Origin of the sequence: Chitinophaga vietnamensis (assembly GCF_902167635.1) — a bacterium.
GTDB lineage: Bacteria > Bacteroidota > Bacteroidia > Chitinophagales > Chitinophagaceae > Chitinophaga > Chitinophaga vietnamensis.
The window spans coordinates 746,132-762,625 of record NZ_CABHMS010000001.1 but is presented as its reverse complement, the minus strand read 5'-3'; the positions used below and the strand labels follow the sequence as shown (position 1 = coordinate 762,625).

General features: G+C 51.4%; 12 protein-coding genes. 7 read left to right on the top strand and 5 right to left on the bottom strand.

Features of this window, described 5'->3' with window-relative positions:
- Position 1: 1 nt before the first annotated feature.
- Both FPG75_RS03195 and FPG75_RS03190 read right to left on the bottom strand, forming a co-directional pair.
- The gene (locus FPG75_RS03195; RefSeq protein WP_143305107.1) at positions 2-250 is read right to left on the bottom strand and encodes a hypothetical protein; all 249 of its coding nucleotides are present in this window, start codon (positions 248-250) and stop codon (positions 2-4) included.
- A complete protein-coding gene (locus FPG75_RS03190; RefSeq protein ID WP_143305106.1) occupies positions 250-1,203 on the bottom strand; it encodes an SPFH domain-containing protein in 954 nt (317 codons plus the stop codon). The genes FPG75_RS03195 and FPG75_RS03190 overlap by 1 nt, the downstream gene beginning before the upstream one ends.
- A 196-nt stretch (positions 1,204-1,399) precedes the next feature.
- Between FPG75_RS03190 and FPG75_RS03185 the strand changes: the two genes are divergently transcribed.
- Entirely contained in the window at positions 1,400-2,473 is a 1,074-nt protein-coding gene (locus FPG75_RS03185) for a family 16 glycosylhydrolase (protein ID WP_143305385.1), read from the top strand.
- Here the strand turns inward: FPG75_RS03185 and FPG75_RS03180 are convergent, their stop codons facing one another.
- Positions 2,474-3,139, bottom strand: a complete 666-nt coding sequence (locus FPG75_RS03180) for a hypothetical protein (RefSeq protein ID WP_143305105.1) — start codon at positions 3,137-3,139, stop codon at positions 2,474-2,476.
- Positions 3,140-3,228: 89 nt separating this feature from the next.
- Here FPG75_RS03180 and FPG75_RS03175 point away from each other — a divergent pair, with 89 nt between their 5' ends.
- The 3 genes from FPG75_RS03175 to FPG75_RS03165 all read left to right on the top strand — a co-directional run bounded on the left by FPG75_RS03175 (position 3,229) and on the right by FPG75_RS03165 (position 8,847).
- Entirely contained in the window at positions 3,229-5,487 is a 2,259-nt protein-coding gene (locus FPG75_RS03175) for a tetratricopeptide repeat protein (RefSeq protein WP_143305104.1), read from the top strand.
- A 203-nt stretch (positions 5,488-5,690) separates the two neighbouring features.
- Positions 5,691-7,097: a glycosyl hydrolase family 79 C-terminal domain-containing protein gene (locus FPG75_RS03170; protein WP_143305103.1), complete on the top strand. Its 1,407-nt coding sequence runs from the start codon at positions 5,691-5,693 to the stop codon at positions 7,095-7,097.
- 37 nt (positions 7,098-7,134) lie between these two features.
- On the top strand, positions 7,135-8,847 hold the full coding sequence (locus tag FPG75_RS03165) for a GMC oxidoreductase (protein ID WP_143305102.1): 1,713 nt from the start codon (positions 7,135-7,137) through the stop codon (positions 8,845-8,847).
- On the opposite strand, the gene FPG75_RS03160 is transcribed toward FPG75_RS03165, so the two are convergent.
- Positions 8,844-10,718: an outer membrane protein assembly factor BamB family protein gene (locus FPG75_RS03160; protein ID WP_236652714.1), complete on the bottom strand. Its 1,875-nt coding sequence runs from the start codon at positions 10,716-10,718 to the stop codon at positions 8,844-8,846. The two genes, FPG75_RS03165 and FPG75_RS03160, sit on opposite strands and share 4 nt — an antisense overlap.
- 31 nt (positions 10,719-10,749) lie before the next feature.
- Positions 10,750-10,905 carry a hypothetical protein gene (locus FPG75_RS25935; RefSeq protein WP_161597035.1) on the bottom strand — a complete coding sequence of 52 codons (156 nt, stop codon included), beginning with the start codon at positions 10,903-10,905 and terminating at the stop codon, positions 10,750-10,752.
- A gap of 73 nt (positions 10,906-10,978) precedes the next feature.
- On the opposite strand from FPG75_RS25935, the gene FPG75_RS03155 reads away from it, so the two are divergent.
- The 3 genes from FPG75_RS03155 to FPG75_RS03145 all read left to right on the top strand — a co-directional run bounded on the left by FPG75_RS03155 (position 10,979) and on the right by FPG75_RS03145 (position 16,484).
- A complete protein-coding gene (locus FPG75_RS03155) occupies positions 10,979-11,566 on the top strand; it encodes an RNA polymerase sigma factor (RefSeq protein WP_161596645.1) in 588 nt (195 codons plus the stop codon).
- A gap of 132 nt (positions 11,567-11,698) precedes the next feature.
- Positions 11,699-12,883: a FecR family protein gene (locus tag FPG75_RS03150; RefSeq protein WP_143305100.1), complete on the top strand. Its 1,185-nt coding sequence runs from the start codon at positions 11,699-11,701 to the stop codon at positions 12,881-12,883.
- A 271-nt stretch (positions 12,884-13,154) separates the two neighbouring features.
- On the top strand, positions 13,155-16,484 hold the full coding sequence (locus FPG75_RS03145) for a TonB-dependent receptor (RefSeq protein ID WP_161596644.1): 3,330 nt from the start codon (positions 13,155-13,157) through the stop codon (positions 16,482-16,484).
- Positions 16,485-16,494: the final 10 nt, after the last annotated feature.

Here is a 16,494-nt window from a genome sequence, read left to right as displayed (position 1 = left end):
GCTATGAATTATTTTCCTTTTTGATATGCACGCCATCGCTGAGCTTTACGTCCATAAAGGAGAAGCCGCAATAGGCGCAGGTGGTGAGGCCTTTGTGGAAAGCCCTGCCGGCGCCGCATTTGGGGCAATCGCGGATATCCATTTTTGCTTCTTCCGGGTTAACGTTTCCGCCATAGTGTTCCTGTGAAACTGCTTTCTGTTTCAGCTTTTCGAGGTAGCCGGATATCCGTTTGTTCTGTTCCTGTTCCATTACAGCAATTTTAGTAGTTCTTCTTTTTTGGCGGCGTATTCAGCTTCCGTTATCAATTGCGCTTCAAAAAGGTTCTTCAGCTTTTTGAGCCGCTCGGTGATATCATTGGCAGGTGCGGCCGGACTGGGCGTAGCGCTGTTGGCCACCATATTGGTAACCATGCCGATGGCAGCGGCTTGCCGCGCCGCATCGCCGATGGCGGAACCTTCTTTATCCATCGCATTGGCCATGCTGTATTGTGAAAACTTGTTCATGTCCGTTACCATGTTCATGCCCGTCACTTTATCATACTGCTGCAATACTTCTTCCGGCAGGGTGATGCTGGTAATGGTAAAGCGGGTCACTTCCAGGCCAAAGTCGGTAAAGTAAGGCTGGATCAGCGGCTGTATTTTTTCGTTCAATGCGGAGATGTTACCGGCGGCATCTACGACGGATATCTTTGCGAGCGACAGCACCTCGCCGAATTTCGGCGCGATAAAATCGCGCAGCTGCCATTCCAGTTCTATGATACTGAGGCGCGGATAGGTGCCTGCATATTCTTTGAAGAAGCGGTCGGGCGCTGCAATGCGCACATTATAAGTACCGAATGCCCTCACCCGCACCTGCCCGAACTGTGGATCGCTCATGAGCACAGGCGCCGGCGTTCCCCATTTCAGGTTCACGAATTGATGGGTATTGAAAAAATATACGTCTGCTTTAAACGGGCTTTCAAAACCATATTTCCAACCGCGCAAGTGGCTGAGCAGGGGCATGTTTTCCGTTTTCAAGGTATGCCGGCCAGGAGCATACACGTCTGCCAGCTGGCCTTCATTCAGCAGGAGGGCATGCTGGCTCTCTCTCACGGTTAATACCGCGCCATTCTTGATCTCTTTATCTTCATCTGCAAATTTCCACATCAGCAAATTCGGATCGGGTGTAACAGATTCAATAATTTCTATAAATGGTAATGCCATGCTGCGTGCGTTTTTATAAAGATATTTCGTTGGGTCATGGGGGTGTTGGGTCGACAATCATTTTCAAGGTCGAAAGTAGTAAAAAAATATTTGCATTTATAATTTTCCCCTCAGACAGTTAAGATTTTACCCCTTCTTAACGCAGCGATTATCCGAAATTGACATCACATTTTCCTTCACCCAAAACCACGTTCAGATGAAAAAATTTTCTGTATTGTTTGTACTCACCGCTGCCACGATGGCGGCGGCCTGCAGCCGCCAGGATTCGCTGGCGCCAATCAAAGGCAAGCCCATAGCCCAGGGCGATACCACGCCGGCCGCACTGCCGGCAGCGCTCAGCGATTATGAGCTGGTATGGCACGATGAATTTGACAGCACAGCATTAGACACTACCAAATGGCGCTACCGTTCCGAAAATACCATGAGGGGATATGCGCTGATCCTGCGCTCAAATGTGATCATGAGCGATTCCGGCTTTGTGCGGCTGGCCGCACAGCGCGATGGTAACAACTTTTCCGCGAGCCAGCTGGCCACGCATCAAACCTATTTACAAAAGTATGGTTACTTCGAGGCGCGGTGCCGCATGAACCGCTCTCTCGGCCCCCACAGCTCTTTCTGGCTGCAATCCCCTACCATGGGCGCCACCAATAACCCTACGGTGGATGGCGCCGAGATCGATGTGTTTGAATATCATCTCGCCAATGGCCCGGACATCATCCGCCAGAACCTGCACTGGAACGGCTATGGCGTCAACCACAGGACCACCGGCTCCAAAGAAACCATCCCCGGCTCCGGCAATGGCTTCCACACTTTCGGACTGGAATGGACGCCTAACAGTTATATTTTCTATGTAGATGGCATTGTGCGCTGGAGCAGCGACAGCGCCGTTTCGAGGAGAAGTGAGTTCATGCTCCTCAGCATGGAGATCACCGGTTTCGGTGGCGATCGCTTTGCAGGTACCTATCCCGATTATCTCGATGTGGATTATGTAAGAGCCTACCAGTTAAATAAAGTGACGGTGTATAAAGATTGTAATTACGGCGGATGGGCAAAACGGCTCGCACCGGGCAATTACACGCTCAGCCAGCTGACCGGCATGGGCATCACAAATGACGACATCTCCGCAGTGACAGTACCACCGGGATACAGCATCACGCTGTATGAAAATGATAATTTCCAGGGACAAAGCCTCACACTCACCGCGGATGCTGATTGCCTGGACGCCAGCATGAACGACAAAACATCTTCTATTAAAGTAAGTAAGCTATAGTTAATTTGTAAGACCGATCTCTATCCAGGCGTCCAGTACCGGCCAAAAGTCGATGTTCAGTTCGGGCGCCTGGTTGGTCCACCAGATGAAAGACCGGAAATAACTGCCTTCGTTTTGCAAGCAGAGATATCCCGGCCCTGCATTGCTGAATATGCTGTAAGCCTTATCCAGCGCTATTCCCAGCTTCTTCACATTTATATCGTCCAGTATGCCCCATTCAAATGCATCCAGGTATTGAATATCTTCCAGGGCTTGGGGACCGAGCGCCTGCGATACGGCGCAGGTCCAGCCATTGTGAAGGCCGGTATAAAATGCGCGCAGATCTTCCGGTAACAATTGCAGTTTGTCGTGCGCAATAACAGGCACACCGCCTGCGTACAGGCGCAGGTCGTCTTCATATTCGAATACGTATAAAAGAAAAAAGGCATCGCCTCCTTTCACCAATGCAGCCATCTGAAGGTGCTTGCTGATATAGTCCATGGTCATTGAAAGACGGTCTGCATAAGGTTTCCACAGCGCCAGCACTTTCGCGCGCAGGGCATCCGGGTTGCCAGCCTGAAGTATCTCCGTCCAGGCGGCAGGTATATCATTTACGGCGAAATCTTCTACGAGGCTGAGATGCCGCGCATATCTTTTCAATTCCTGTTTAACTTTCTCTGTGATCATCTCTATAAATTTAAATGATTAACTTCGCGCCGGAAACCATTAGTACCCTTGCATATTTGAAAGTAAGAAACATCCATAAATAACCCATCATGACTATCAAAGAAATTGAAAAGCTGTATGAAGAACAGCACTTTGAATCTGCATTAAATGCGACCAATGCCTTACTGGCGCAGCATCCGGGCAATAAGGAACTGCTTTATATCCGGGCGCGCTGTTTATTTGACCTGTCGCTCGCCACACATTCCGCTACACAAGCCTCACAGTTGATGCAAGATGCCTACAAGGCGTTCAACGAGCTGCTGGCGCTTGATCCCACACACGCGGGCGCATTATCTTACCGGGCGTATATCGGCGCTTACAGTCCGTATGTGGAGAATGAAGCCGCGCGTGCTATCGCTGATTGCGCACAACTGCTGAAAGACGCAGACCCCGCCGCCCGCCTGCGTTACCTTGAATGGCGCTCCCAGGCCTTCATGCGGCAAGGCGATAGCAACGCCGCATTGGCCGATATACAACAGATCATCACGGAAACGCCTGCCGTCTATCGCGACGAACAACCGCTGCGTAATGTATTGCTGGGCAGAATGCATTATACCGCGGGAACAATATTACACACCCATCAGAAAAATAAAGCAGCCGCACTCGCGCAATACCACGCCGCACTGGCACATGCTCCCTGGCAGCACGATTACCTGCCGGCAGCCACGCTGGCCATGGAACTGGGCGATTACGACTTCGTTGCCAGCCTGCTCACCATCATACCGAAAACACTCTCGGAGATCACCGACGAATTTGCAGCTCTCCTCGAATCTACCCGGCATGCCTATGAGCGGCAACCCACACGAGCCACGGCCCACCTGTATTGCTATGCCACGGCCACTTTCCCGGAAATAACACTGGCATCGGATGATACGGCAGATATCAGGCTGCAACAAATATCGCTGGGTAAAAAATTGATACAACAGTTTCCGGAAGAAGGTTATTTCTGGAACTATACCGGACGTGCGCTCTTCCTCGCCAAACAATATGCAAATGCATTACCCTATTTCGAAAAAGGTATTGCGCTGAAACCGCTGCCCATGATCCTTGCGCGCTGGGCATATGCGAAATACAAGACAGAAGGCCATTTCCCGGCATCCCTGCCCGCCATTGAACATGACATGCCCTATGATTGGTATGAGGCAGGCATGAGCCTCGACGACTGGCAGGTACTCAGCTACACTGATAACGACGCCCGTGATAAACTGGTGAACGAGATCTATGGCCGGGCCATACAGCAATACAAAGCCTATTGGTTTGAAAACAGCGGCACACCTATGGCGCATCATGAACATCATTTCGCGATGTGCTGCAATAACTATGGTCTCAGCCTCGCCAACCTGCAACGCTACGAAGAGGCCATCGATATCCACACCATCGGTTATGAAATGTCGCCCTTCTGGGAACAGATCAATTCAAGAGGCTATGCCAACCGCTCCGCCGGCCGCTATGCACAGGCTGTAGAAGACTGGGCCACCGTGCTCGAATACGCCGAAATACTGGACCCGGAAAGGATTGCGGGCACTTATAGTCTCCTTATCGACGCCTGCATGTCTGGCCTCAACGATCCCCAGCGGGCGCTCCAATGGTACGAGCAATTTATGGCGCTCTATCATGAAAGTCTTGCCGAACAGATCGAGCAGCTCGACCATGACGAACGTGAAGCGGCACAGCACCAGGTAAACCAGATCACCACGGCACGCGGCCTTATCGCCGGCGACGACCTGCCACAGCGCATACAGTTGTTGGAAAAACACTTAGAAAAATATCCCGACGATAGCGATTCCTACTTCAACCTGATGCAGCTATACTATCAGAACGGACAGTATGAACTTTGCGCAGGCGCCGCTACCAGTCGCCTTTCCATCGGAGGCTTCGATAAAATTCCAGCCTATTCAAAGGCCAAAATATATTATTTCCGTGGCCGCGCCTACCTGAAAACAGGCAACTACGAACGCGCATTGCCCGACCTGCAAGAGTGCCATGTCATCCTCTCCGGGGATGCCAATACCACCGATACCGACCTGTTCATGCTTTACGGCTACCTCACGCAATCCGCCGTAGGCGTGCATAACAACCTGGCTGCTATCGGCTACGGTAAAAAATGTATCGCTATCAACGATGAAAACGACTGGGCATGGGATGAAGATACCGCCACCTTCGCCTTCGCACTGGCCAATGCCTACAAGAACAACGACCAGACAAAAGAAGCTATACAAATACTCAAACGCATTACGGAACAAATGCCAGACTACAAAGCAGCAGCAGTGAAGCTGAAAGAATGGAAGCCGAAGTGGAGCCTGTTTTAGGATTTACGGATTTATTGATTTACGGATTTACGGATTTACGGATTTGAGAATTTGAGAATTTAAATTCCATGTAAATCTTCATGGAAATTTAAATTCTCAAATTCTCAAATCCGTAAATCCGTAAATCCGTAAATCAATAAATCCGTAAATGCTTTTAAACTTTTTCGGGTATCTGCTGTCGGTGTATTGGTAAAAAAAACAGCATGCGCCATATCTGCTTATTGCCCTTGCTCCTGTTGCTGACAACAGCCTGCAATAAAAAAAGCGACAACTTATCTTCTTCTCCGCAGCCCAAAGGCACGCCGGTAACGGTGATCGTACATCCCGACGGTAACGGCATACCCGTTCCTGCTTCGTTTGCGGGCTTCAGCTATGAAGCCGGCGCATTGCCCGACAGCACTTTCCTCACGCCGTCCAACACAGTATTGATCCAGCTGATACGCAATCTCGGCAATGGCGTGCTTCGTGTAGGCGGCAACAGCAGCGACCGTCTGGTATGGACGGGCGCGCCCCGCACTGCCGCTACTGGCAAGGATTCACTTACTACCACCGATATCGACCGCTTTGCCGCCTTTGCCAAAGCTACCGGATGGCCGGTGCTCTTCGGCCTTAACCTCGGCGTGTACAATCCGCAGAAAGCAGCCGCAGAAGCAGGATACGTGAGCAATGCATTGGGTGGCAGTCTTCAGGCATTTCAAACGGGCAATGAGCCGGACCTCTTTTCCAGGAACGGCCACCGCGATCCCACCTATCAATACAGCAACTACCAAACGGAGTGGATGCAATACTTCCAGTCGGTACGCAACGCGCTGCCGGCAAGCCCTTTCGCAGGGCCGGATGTAGCCTATCGCACCAACTGGATCAGCGCCTTTGCCACCGCAGCACATAATAATGTCAAACTGATAGATGGCCACTATTACCGCACGGGGCCTGCATCCGACAGCAGCATCACCTATCATACCATCCTCGCGCCGGATACCAAGCTACCTGCTTATCTCAATGCGTTGTACAACAGCGCGCAGCCTTATTCGCTGCCTTATCGCCTGTCGGAATGCAATAGCGTATACGATGGCGGTAAAAAAGGCGTGAGTGACATTTTCGCAGCTGCCTTGTGGGCACTGGATTATATGTGGACAGTAGCAAAATACAATGGTCAAGGAGTGAACTTTCATGGCGGACAAGGCGGCGCCTATACGCCCATCGCCATGAGCAACGGCGTGGCAGTGGCCAGGCCGGAATACTACGCCCTGCTGGCATTTCACCAGGCGGCGCATGGCAGCATCGTGCCAGCGGATGTGAATGCGGCACAGCTCAATACCAGCGTATACGTGTGTAAAGACGGGGCTACAGAATATATTACATTGATCAATAAAGAAGATAATCAGGATATCTCCTTCACCATCACACCAGGTATGCAGGCCAGCACCGCACAGGCGTTTACACTAACGGCGCCAAGCATTACCGCCACCGATGGCGTTACCTTTGCCGGCAGTCAGCCGGATGCCAACGGCCGCTTTACGCCTGGCAATCCGCCGGCATATGGCCCTTCCAATAATCAATTCATTGTAAATGTACCTGCGGGCAGTGCCGCAGTGGTAGTGATTAAGTAGTATTGATCAAGCGCTGGAAATTGATTATCTTATAAGCATGGTAAACATCAATTCCGGCGGACAAGCAACAAACACTTACGATGCCATCGTGATCGGCTCCGGCATCAGCGGCGGATGGGCCGCCAAGGAGCTTTGTGAGCAAGGATTAAAAACATTGGTACTCGAACGTGGCAGGAATGTAGAACACAATAAAGACTATCCCACGGCCACCATGGCGCCCTGGGAGTTCCGCCACCGTGGCCGCATGACCAAAGCCTTCCTGCAGGAGAACCCGCTCATCAGCAAGGCCGCAGGTTTTGGAGAAGATACGGCGCATTTTTTTATCCAGGATAAAGATCATCCTTACATACAAGACAAACCTTTCGACTGGATACGCGGTTACCAGGTAGGCGGCAAATCACTCACCTGGGGGCGCGCCTGCCAGCGTTGGAGCCCTTTTGAATTTACAGCGCCGGAACGCTATGGTTATGGCATCAACTGGCCCATCGGCTATGAAGATATCGCGCCCTGGTATAGCCACGTGGAAAAATTCATCGGCGTATGCGGCCGGCGCGATGGCTTAGAAGCCATGCCCGATGGCGAGTTCCTGCCGCCCTTCGACCTTAACTGCGGCGAAGCGCACATACAGCAAGCGATCAGTCGTCATTATAAAGACAGGCGCCTCGTACATGCCCGCTGGGCGCACCTTACACAGCCACAGCCCATTCACCTGGAGCAAGGCCGCGCGCAATGCCAGGCCAGGAATATGTGTATGCGCGGATGCCCCTTTGGCGGTTATTTCAGCAGCGTATCCTGTACATTGCCCTGGGCCGCACGTACCGGACATCTTACCGTGCGGCCGCATTCCGTTGTGCATTCCATCATCTACGATGCGCAACAGCAGCGCGCCACCGGCGTTCGTGTGATCGATGCGCATACCAAAGCCGGCACCGATTTCTTCGCCCGGATCATCTTCGTCAATGCATCTTCCTTAAACAGTAATCTCATCCTGCTCAACTCTACGTCTGCACGCTTTCCCAATGGCCTTAGCAACGACAATGGCTATCTCGGGAAGTTCATCGCGTTTCATAATTACCGCGCATCGGTTGGAGCAAAGCTGGATGGTATGGAAGATAAATATTATTTCGGTCGCAATCCTTCGGAGCCCATCATCGCCAATTACCGTAACCTGCATAAACAGGATACGGATTATGTTGGCGGCTTCACCACTTTCATGGGCGCACACCGGCAGCATCTGTTCTACGCCGATCCTGATGGCATTGGCGCAGCGCTGAAAGCCGCCATGCAGGAGCCCGGCGGCTGGAACGTGTACATGTATATGCAGGGAGAAACGATTCCGAAAGAAAGCAATACTGTTACACTCAGTAAAGATCAACAGGACCAATATGGCATACCACTGCTGAAGATATCCGTGGATTATGATGAGAATGATAACAGGATGGTGCGTGATTTTCTGCAACAGAGCAGCGAGATGCTGGATCAGGCAGGATGTAAAGATATTTCACAGCACGATAACCATCAGGCGCCGGGCCTTGATATCCACGAGATGGGCGGATGCCGCATGGGCCGCGATCCGAAAAATTCATTGCTGAACGAATGGAACCAATTGCACCATTGCAAAAATGTTTTCGTGACCGATGGCGCCGCCATGACCAGCACCGGCAACCAGAGCCCTTCTATCTTGTATATGGCGCTCACCGCACGTGCCGTTACCCATGCGGTGAGTGAATTGAAAAAGCAACAGCTTTAATGTTTGGCAGTGATCATCGCCATTTTGCCATCCATCGTACTGATCAGCACCCGTTGGCGATCGAGCGGCGCCACGGCATTCACCAGGCAATTGGATAATTTATATTTCCACAATAATTTATGTTGTGCACTGTCAACTGCATACACCACGCCAGTGCCTGACGCCAGGTAGATAACACCTTCCTTTTCCACGATGGGCGCGGGATCCAGCTCATAGCCCATATCCACGTCCGCCTGCCAATCCGGTTGCAGGGAATCCGCTTTGGGAGATACGCCCAACAAACGGCCTTCCATCGTTTTCACGAACACGGCGTTACTGTCGGCCGACAAGCCAATGGATTCACGCACTTTTTTGTCCGGCATATTTTTGCGCCAGATCACTTTTCCGGTGGCGGCATCGAAGGCCGTCATGTACCTGTCGGGCGCTACGATGAACACGCGGTTATTTGCCGCTACCGGCCAGCAGGCCGCTGGAGAATACATCCTGTTGCCGGCGCCATTGTTCCATTTCCATTTCAGTTCGCCGCTATTGGCATCCAGCGCATAAAAGTCGTTGCCCCAGCTGCCGAAATAAATGTTACCCTGATAATAAAGTGGGCGGTCTTCTACAAAGCCTTGCACGCCGGTATATTCCCAGCGCAGCTTGCCGGTATTGATATCGATTGCCCGGAAATGCCCGTCGGACGAGCCGGTGTAAGCCACTCCATTAACGATCAAACTGCTGCCTACGATAGGCTTATCTGTTTTATACACCCACAATGGCTTGCCGGTGGCGGCTTGCAGGCAGTAGATGTTATTGTCTGTAGATGCTACCACCACACGGTTGCCGGCTACAGCGGGCGTAGCATATACTTTTCCTTTGGTGGCAAAGGTCCATTTACGCTGGCCGTTTTGCAGATCGAGCGCATATATTTCACCGCCGGTATTGGTAGAGATGACAAGCTGTTGATAGATCGCCATACCGGAGCCGATATCATTTTTATCTTCGTATAGCCAGGCTGTTTTTACCGGCAGCGAGGCGTCTTTCACGGACAAGGCCGGCCGCGCAAACACTTGCTGGCCGGGCCTTGCCATGTGGCTGTTCAAAGGCACCTGCGCCCATTGACGGTTCCTGCCTGCCAGCGGCGTACGTTCTTCAAAAGTAGCTTTCCCATCTGCAAAGGTGACGATATTGTATCCGCCGATGCTGTCTTTTGCGCGCAGGTTGGAACGGCACATCACGCCGGGTATCTCTTCAAAATCGTATACGTGGTTGGCATGCCCATGGCCGCAGAGCACCAGTTGTATGTTGTGCTGCTTCAGCGGGTCGATGGCTTCGTACCAATTGGCCATATCGCCGATCTGCGGGTAGTGGTTCACATATACGATGGGGGTGCTGGTATCCATATTTTTGAGCTGCTGATTCAGCCATACAATATTTTCTCTCGGCACCTGGCCCGGTCCCATGCGCATGTTGGGGCCGCTGTTAGTGCCCAGGAAGCGATAACCCCCATGGCTAAACGAAAATGTTTCACCGCCAAAAACGCTGCGAAAAGTATTACCGCCGCTCTCCGACCATTTAGTATCATGGTTACCGGGAATGATGTACCAGGGCTTCCTGAGGCCATCGAGGATTGTTTTGGCCTGTCGCAGTTCTGCATCGGCGCCAAATTCGGTGATATCGCCGGAGATGATCACGAAGGCGAGGTCTGCCTGATTGTTGATATCGTCCACACTGCGTTGCAGGTCTTCCGCGGCATTATCGCTGCCGATATGCGTATCCGACATCACGGCAAAGCGGAAAGCTTTTACTTGTGCATTTGTTTCCTTTGAAAGTACCGCCAGCAGCAAGCTGCAGGCGATCAGTATCAGATGTTTTTTCATATGTGTCATTGCCATCCTGGGTTTTGTATCAGTGCCGGGTTCAATGATATTTCGTTGGGTCTGCCACAGCCACATCCAGTTTGCCATCACCATCCTCCATGCGGCGTTCTCTTCTGATATCCAATATTACCGGGTCGCTGGTGTGAATATACAATTTGCTTAATTCCGGATCAGGGAAATATCCAGGCCTTGCCACAATCATATAATTATCCAGTTTTTTGTATTTTGCAATGCACGTATTTCGCACATTGTGAAGCAGGATGCAGATCATGCATAATCATTCAGGACATTTAACAGCATTATTTCAACAGATCGCTGGGGGTAATGAGGCGGCTTTCGAGGAACTTTTTCACCTGTATGTTCCGCAGATAAAGCCGGTGATCGCCCGTATCATCAAAACAACGGGGCCGGAAAAAGATATTATTCAGGAAGTGTTCCTGGGCATATGGCTGGGGCGTGAAAAGCTTGGCAGTGTGGAGCTGCCGCATCACTGGATATTCAAGATCGTATATCACCGCTGCTATACCTGGTTGCAGCGGCAGGGAGTGCGGCAGCGTACCCTGCAGGCATTGCCGGAAGCAGATTATTCCAATCTTACAGAAGAAAGTGTAGCTTTCACTGAAACCATCTCATTGGTAAAACAGGCGGTGAGCCTGCTGCCACCGCAGGCTCAGAAGATCTATCTCCTGAGCCGTGATACAGCGCTGAAAACAGCGGAAATCGCCGACAGGCTTCACCTGTCTGAGCAAACTGTCAAAAACTCCCTGGTACGTTCCAGGAAGTCCATACGCGATCATCTCATCCAACGTGGCATTATATTGCCGCTGGTACTCTTGGGCGCCACTGTTAATTTCTAAAAAAATTTTTATGGCCGCTAGGTACTTTTTGCCAGCAGCCGATACGTCATAGTAGGCGCTTTGTTTTTATGCCGGCGCCAGTGAGCAATTATTAAAAGTGAACAATTATTAAAACTGACTAAACAGAGGAATTTGCCGGATATCGTAAGACTGAGATACCTGTTAGAGCAGGCGCAGGAATCGCGCGCTACCACGGAAGAATATGCGGAATTGCTTGCCATGATCGAGAAGGATGAAGATGGTGAGACCATTGACCAGATCAATCATTTCCATTCGATAGATACCTTGGCAGATGCCGGGAGTTACGACCGTGCCGGCTGGCAGGCCACCCTGCAAGCGATACTGGACGCCGATAAAGCGCCGCTGCACGCAGCAGTGGTACGCCGCATTGCGCCCTGGAAGTGGTGGGCAGCCGCAGCAGCCGTTCTGCTCATCGGCGCCGGCCTCTGGCTGCGGACACCACACAGCATGCCAGCGCCACATGTGGCGCCGGTAGCCGCACACAACGCCGATATCAAACCCGGCGGCAACAAGGCCATACTTGTACTCGGCGATGGCTCACAGATATCGCTCGACAGCGCCGCCAACGGTACGCTGGCACGGCAAGGCAATACCAGCATCACCAAAGCCGCCAACGGGCAACTGCAATATTCCAATGCAGGAAACGTCACGGCCATCACCTGGAACACGCTCAAAACGCCGATGGGCGGGCAATACAAGCTTACCCTGGCCGATGGCACCACCGTATGGCTCAACGCCGGTTCTTCTATCACCTACCCCACCGCCTTCACCGGCAACGAAAGAAATGTAAACATCACCGGCGAAGCATATTTCGAAGTAGCACAACTGGTGAATCAGCCTTTCAAAGTGAAGGCCGGCAGCCTGTCTGTAGAAGTATTAGGCACACATTTCAACATCAATGCCTACGATAATGAAGCAGCCATCCACACCACCTTGCTGGAAGGTGCGGTGAAAATAAAAACGGGCAGCCACGAACACCTGCTTGCACCAGGCCAGCAGGCAAGGGTTGCCAACGGCAGCGCTAATATACAGGTGCTCAGTAATGTGAACACCGCCGCCAGTGTGGCCTGGAAAGAAGGGTACTTCTCTTTCGACAATGCCGATATCCAAACGGTAATGCGGCAGCTCGCCCGCTGGTATAATATAGAAGTAGCTTACGAAGGAAGCATTCCTTCACGTGCATTCACCGGGGAGATAGGCCGGAGCCTTACACTGGCGCAAGTACTGAAAGGGCTGTCCAAAACGAGAATCAGATACAGGATAGAAAATGGTAACAGGATCGTTATCCTGCCATAGTTATGAACGCGAAAAAAACTGAACAATGAACAGAACACTGCCTGCTACGTAGTATCCACCAACTGTTTTTACCTGTCAAAAACGAAAAACCGGGGTCAAAGATTGGCGTCCTTCCCCGGCTTCCATTCGGTTTGATGTGTAAACATGTCCGTAAACATTATTTATCAATTCAACCAAACATTGCAAAAGTATGCAACAATCGGCTATTTGTAATTCCGGTACCCGTGATTATTGGAGCAACACGAAGGTGCCCGCCAAAATCTTGTTAGTAATGAAACTAACCACTTTTATATTACTCGCCGTGGCCATGCAGGTAAGCGCCAGCACCCACGCCCAAACTGTCACTTATTCCGCGAGGTCTGCCAGTCTGAGCCAGGTGCTCAAGGCGATCAAGGAACAAACAGGTTACTTTTTCTTTTATGATAAAGAAGACCTGAAAGACAGCCATCCCTTATCGGTGGACTTCCGCAACACTCCCCTGAAATCAGCTATGGAAGCGGCGCTGCGGGAACAGCAGCTCAGCTTTGATATCCAGGGCAATACGGTATTCATTACCCGCAATAACAAACCTGTTACTGCTGTTGCCACCGCCGAAGCGCCGCAACAGCTTAACATTTCAGGCAGGGTGACCGACGAAAACGGCGCCGGCATCCCCGGCGTATCGGTGGTAGTGAAAGGTACCAGCAAAGGTGCTATCACCGGCCCTGAAGGCAATTTCCAGCTCAATGGCGTGGATGAACATGCCGTATTGCAAATTACCAGCATCGGTTACGAAAGCGCCGAAGTGAGCGTAGGCGGCCAGACAAAGCTCAACATTAAACTGAAAGCTGATGTAAGCTCGCTGAAACAATTGGTGGTAGTGGGTTACGGCACACAGAAGAAAGCCAACCTCACTGGCGCCGTATCCAGCATCGGCAGCAAGGAACTGACCAACAGGCCAGCTACCAGCCTGGGCAACGCCTTACAAGGCACCATGCCCGGCGTAACTGTTGTGGCCAGCGCCAGCGGCCAGCCCGGCGCCGACGCCGCCAAAATACGTATCCGCGGTATCGGTACTCTCAACACCGCCGACCCCGTAGTAGTGATCGACGGCGTGATTACCACGCTCAGCGCTCTCAACAACATCAACCCGGATGATGTGGCCAGCATGTCCGTGTTAAAAGATGCGGCATCCGCATCTATCTATGGTTCCCGCGCCGCTAACGGCGTGATCCTCGTCACTACCAAACAAGGCAAGAAAGGCGGTGTACAGGTAACATATAACGCTTATGTAGGTAAACAGAAAGCTACCGGCCTGCCCGACTTTCTCCCTTCCTGGCAGGCAGCACAACTGTTTAACCAGGCCAGGATCAACGAAGGCAAAACTGCCCGCTATACCGATGCTGAAATACAAAAGTTCAAAGACGGCTCCGATCCTTACAATTATCCCAACACCGACTGGCTCGGACTGTTCTATAAAGGCAGCGGTATCCAGCAAAATCATTACCTGGGCCTCTCCGGCGGCACCGAAAAAACACAGTTCAACCTCTCGCTCGGCCTCTTTAACCAAGATGGTATCGTAAAGAAAACTAACGCCAACCGCTATACGTCGCGCCTCAACCTCAGCACCGAAGTGAAGAGCAACCTGCACGTAAATGCCAACATCGGCTTTACTTCTTCCGGTACCAGAGAGCCCAGCAACCCATATACCGGCGACTTCAGCCAGCTGGTGCGCCAGATCAACCGTATCTCTTCAACCGTACCATACAAATTTGCCAACGGCAACTATGGCTCTATCGGCGATGGTAACCCGATGGCATGGCTCGAAGGTAACAGCCTCAATCAATACGCCTATTATGACCTGATCGGCAATGTAGGCGTTGACTGGGAACTGATAAAAGGCCTGCACGTAAAACCGTCACTGGCCTACATCATGAAGATCAACCACAACAAGAAATTTGCGGCAGATCAACAATATTATACCGCTACCGGCGCACCTTCCTTCTATCAGGGCCCTTCTAACGTGAGAGATGAAAATGCCTTCACCAACACGCTCACACCACAACTGCTGGTTGAATACGCCAAATCTTTCAACCGCCACAACTTCAAGATACTGGGCGGTTATTCACAAGAACACACCAAAGGCACCTTTGATGACGGCTACCGTAAAGGTTTCCTCAATAACCTCATCACGGATGTTAACGTAGCTCCTGCCGACGGACAAACCACCAGCGGCTACACCTACGAACTGGGCCTGCAATCCTGGTTCGGACGCCTCAACTATGATTACGATGGCAAATACCTCCTGGAAGCCAATCTCCGTTACGATGGCACCAGCCGCTTCTCTTCAGATAACAGATGGGGCACCTATCCTTCCTTCTCCGCAGGATGGAATGTGGATCGTGAAAGTTTCTTCGATGGCGCTAAAAAAATAATCTCCAACCTGAAACTGCGCGCCTCCTGGGGACAACTGGGTAACCAATATGTGAAAACATATGATGCCGCTGATCCGGCATTCCCGTATTACCCTTATATCGCGAGCGTAAGCCCCAAACAGGATTATGTGTTCGGCGGCACTTCCCCCGTACTGGCTCCAGGCCTTGCCCCGGTGAATGGCGCTAATCAAAACCTTAAATGGGAAACCACCACGGAAACAGGCGCCGGCCTCGATGCTGCCTTCCTCAACGGCAAGCTCAATTTCTCTGCTGATTACTTCTACAAAAAAACCACCGACATCCTCCTCACCGTTCCTGTTGGTGCAGTCTATGGATTGAAAGCGCCTCCGCAAAATGCAGGCGCCGTGCTGAACAAAGGATGGGAATTCGTAGCAGGATATGCTGATAAAAAAGGAGACTTTACTTATAGCGCCACTTTCAATACCGCTATCATTACTACAGAAATTACTGACCTGCATGGTACCGGACCTATCGTTAGCGGCTATACGTTCCAGCAGGCAGGATACCCTGTAAACTCGCTGTATGGCTATGTGGCAGATGGTATCTTCCAATCACAGGACGAGATCAAAAAAGCTCCTTACCAAGGCCCTAACATCGCTCCCGGTGATCTGAAATACCGCGATTTTGATCACAACGACACCATCACAGCCGCAGACAAGCAATACCTCGGTTCTTACTTCCCGAAAGTGACCTTCGGCCTCAATCTCAGTGGCAGCTGGAAAAACTTCGACCTGAGCATGTTCTTCCAGGGCGCTGCCGGTTTCAAAACGTACATCGATATCGGCAAACTCGGCGCTGTAGGCTCTACGGTTGGCAGACCTACCTCCGCCCTGCTTGATACCTGGACACCTACACATACAGATGCAGCGCTCCCGCGTATCTGGTCCAGCAATATGCAGCATGATCCCAGCGGCACACCGTCTTCCTTCTGGGTAAAAGACGGTTCCTACCTGCGCCTCAAAAATCTGCAGATAGGTTATACCCTGCCGCAGAGCATCACCAGCAGAATCGGTATCAACAAAGTAAGATTCTATTATAGCGGACAGAATATCCTCACGTTCGATCACCTCTACAAATGGGTGGATCCCGAACAATCAATCAGCGGTAGCATCTACAATTATCCACAGGTGAAGGTGAATACCTTCGGCGTAAACGTGACTTTCTAACCGATAAGCA

Coding starts and splice junctions, on each gene's coding strand:
- FPG75_RS03185 (WP_143305385.1), top strand. CDS start 1,400: ATGAAAAAATTTTCTGTATTGTTTGTACTCACCGCTGCCACGATGGCG.
- FPG75_RS03195 (WP_143305107.1), bottom strand. CDS start 250: ATGGAACAGGAACAGAACAAACGGATATCCGGCTACCTCGAAAAGCTG.
- FPG75_RS03165 (WP_143305102.1), top strand. CDS start 7,135: ATGGTAAACATCAATTCCGGCGGACAAGCAACAAACACTTACGATGCC.
- FPG75_RS03175 (WP_143305104.1), top strand. CDS start 3,229: ATGACTATCAAAGAAATTGAAAAGCTGTATGAAGAACAGCACTTTGAA.
- FPG75_RS03155 (WP_161596645.1), top strand. CDS start 10,979: ATGCATAATCATTCAGGACATTTAACAGCATTATTTCAACAGATCGCT.
- FPG75_RS03170 (WP_143305103.1), top strand. CDS start 5,691: ATGCGCCATATCTGCTTATTGCCCTTGCTCCTGTTGCTGACAACAGCC.
- FPG75_RS03180 (WP_143305105.1), bottom strand. CDS start 3,139: ATGATCACAGAGAAAGTTAAACAGGAATTGAAAAGATATGCGCGGCAT.
- FPG75_RS03160 (WP_236652714.1), bottom strand. CDS start 10,718: ATGACACATATGAAAAAACATCTGATACTGATCGCCTGCAGCTTGCTG.
- FPG75_RS03190 (WP_143305106.1), bottom strand. CDS start 1,203: ATGGCATTACCATTTATAGAAATTATTGAATCTGTTACACCCGATCCG.
- FPG75_RS03145 (WP_161596644.1), top strand. CDS start 13,155: ATGAAACTAACCACTTTTATATTACTCGCCGTGGCCATGCAGGTAAGC.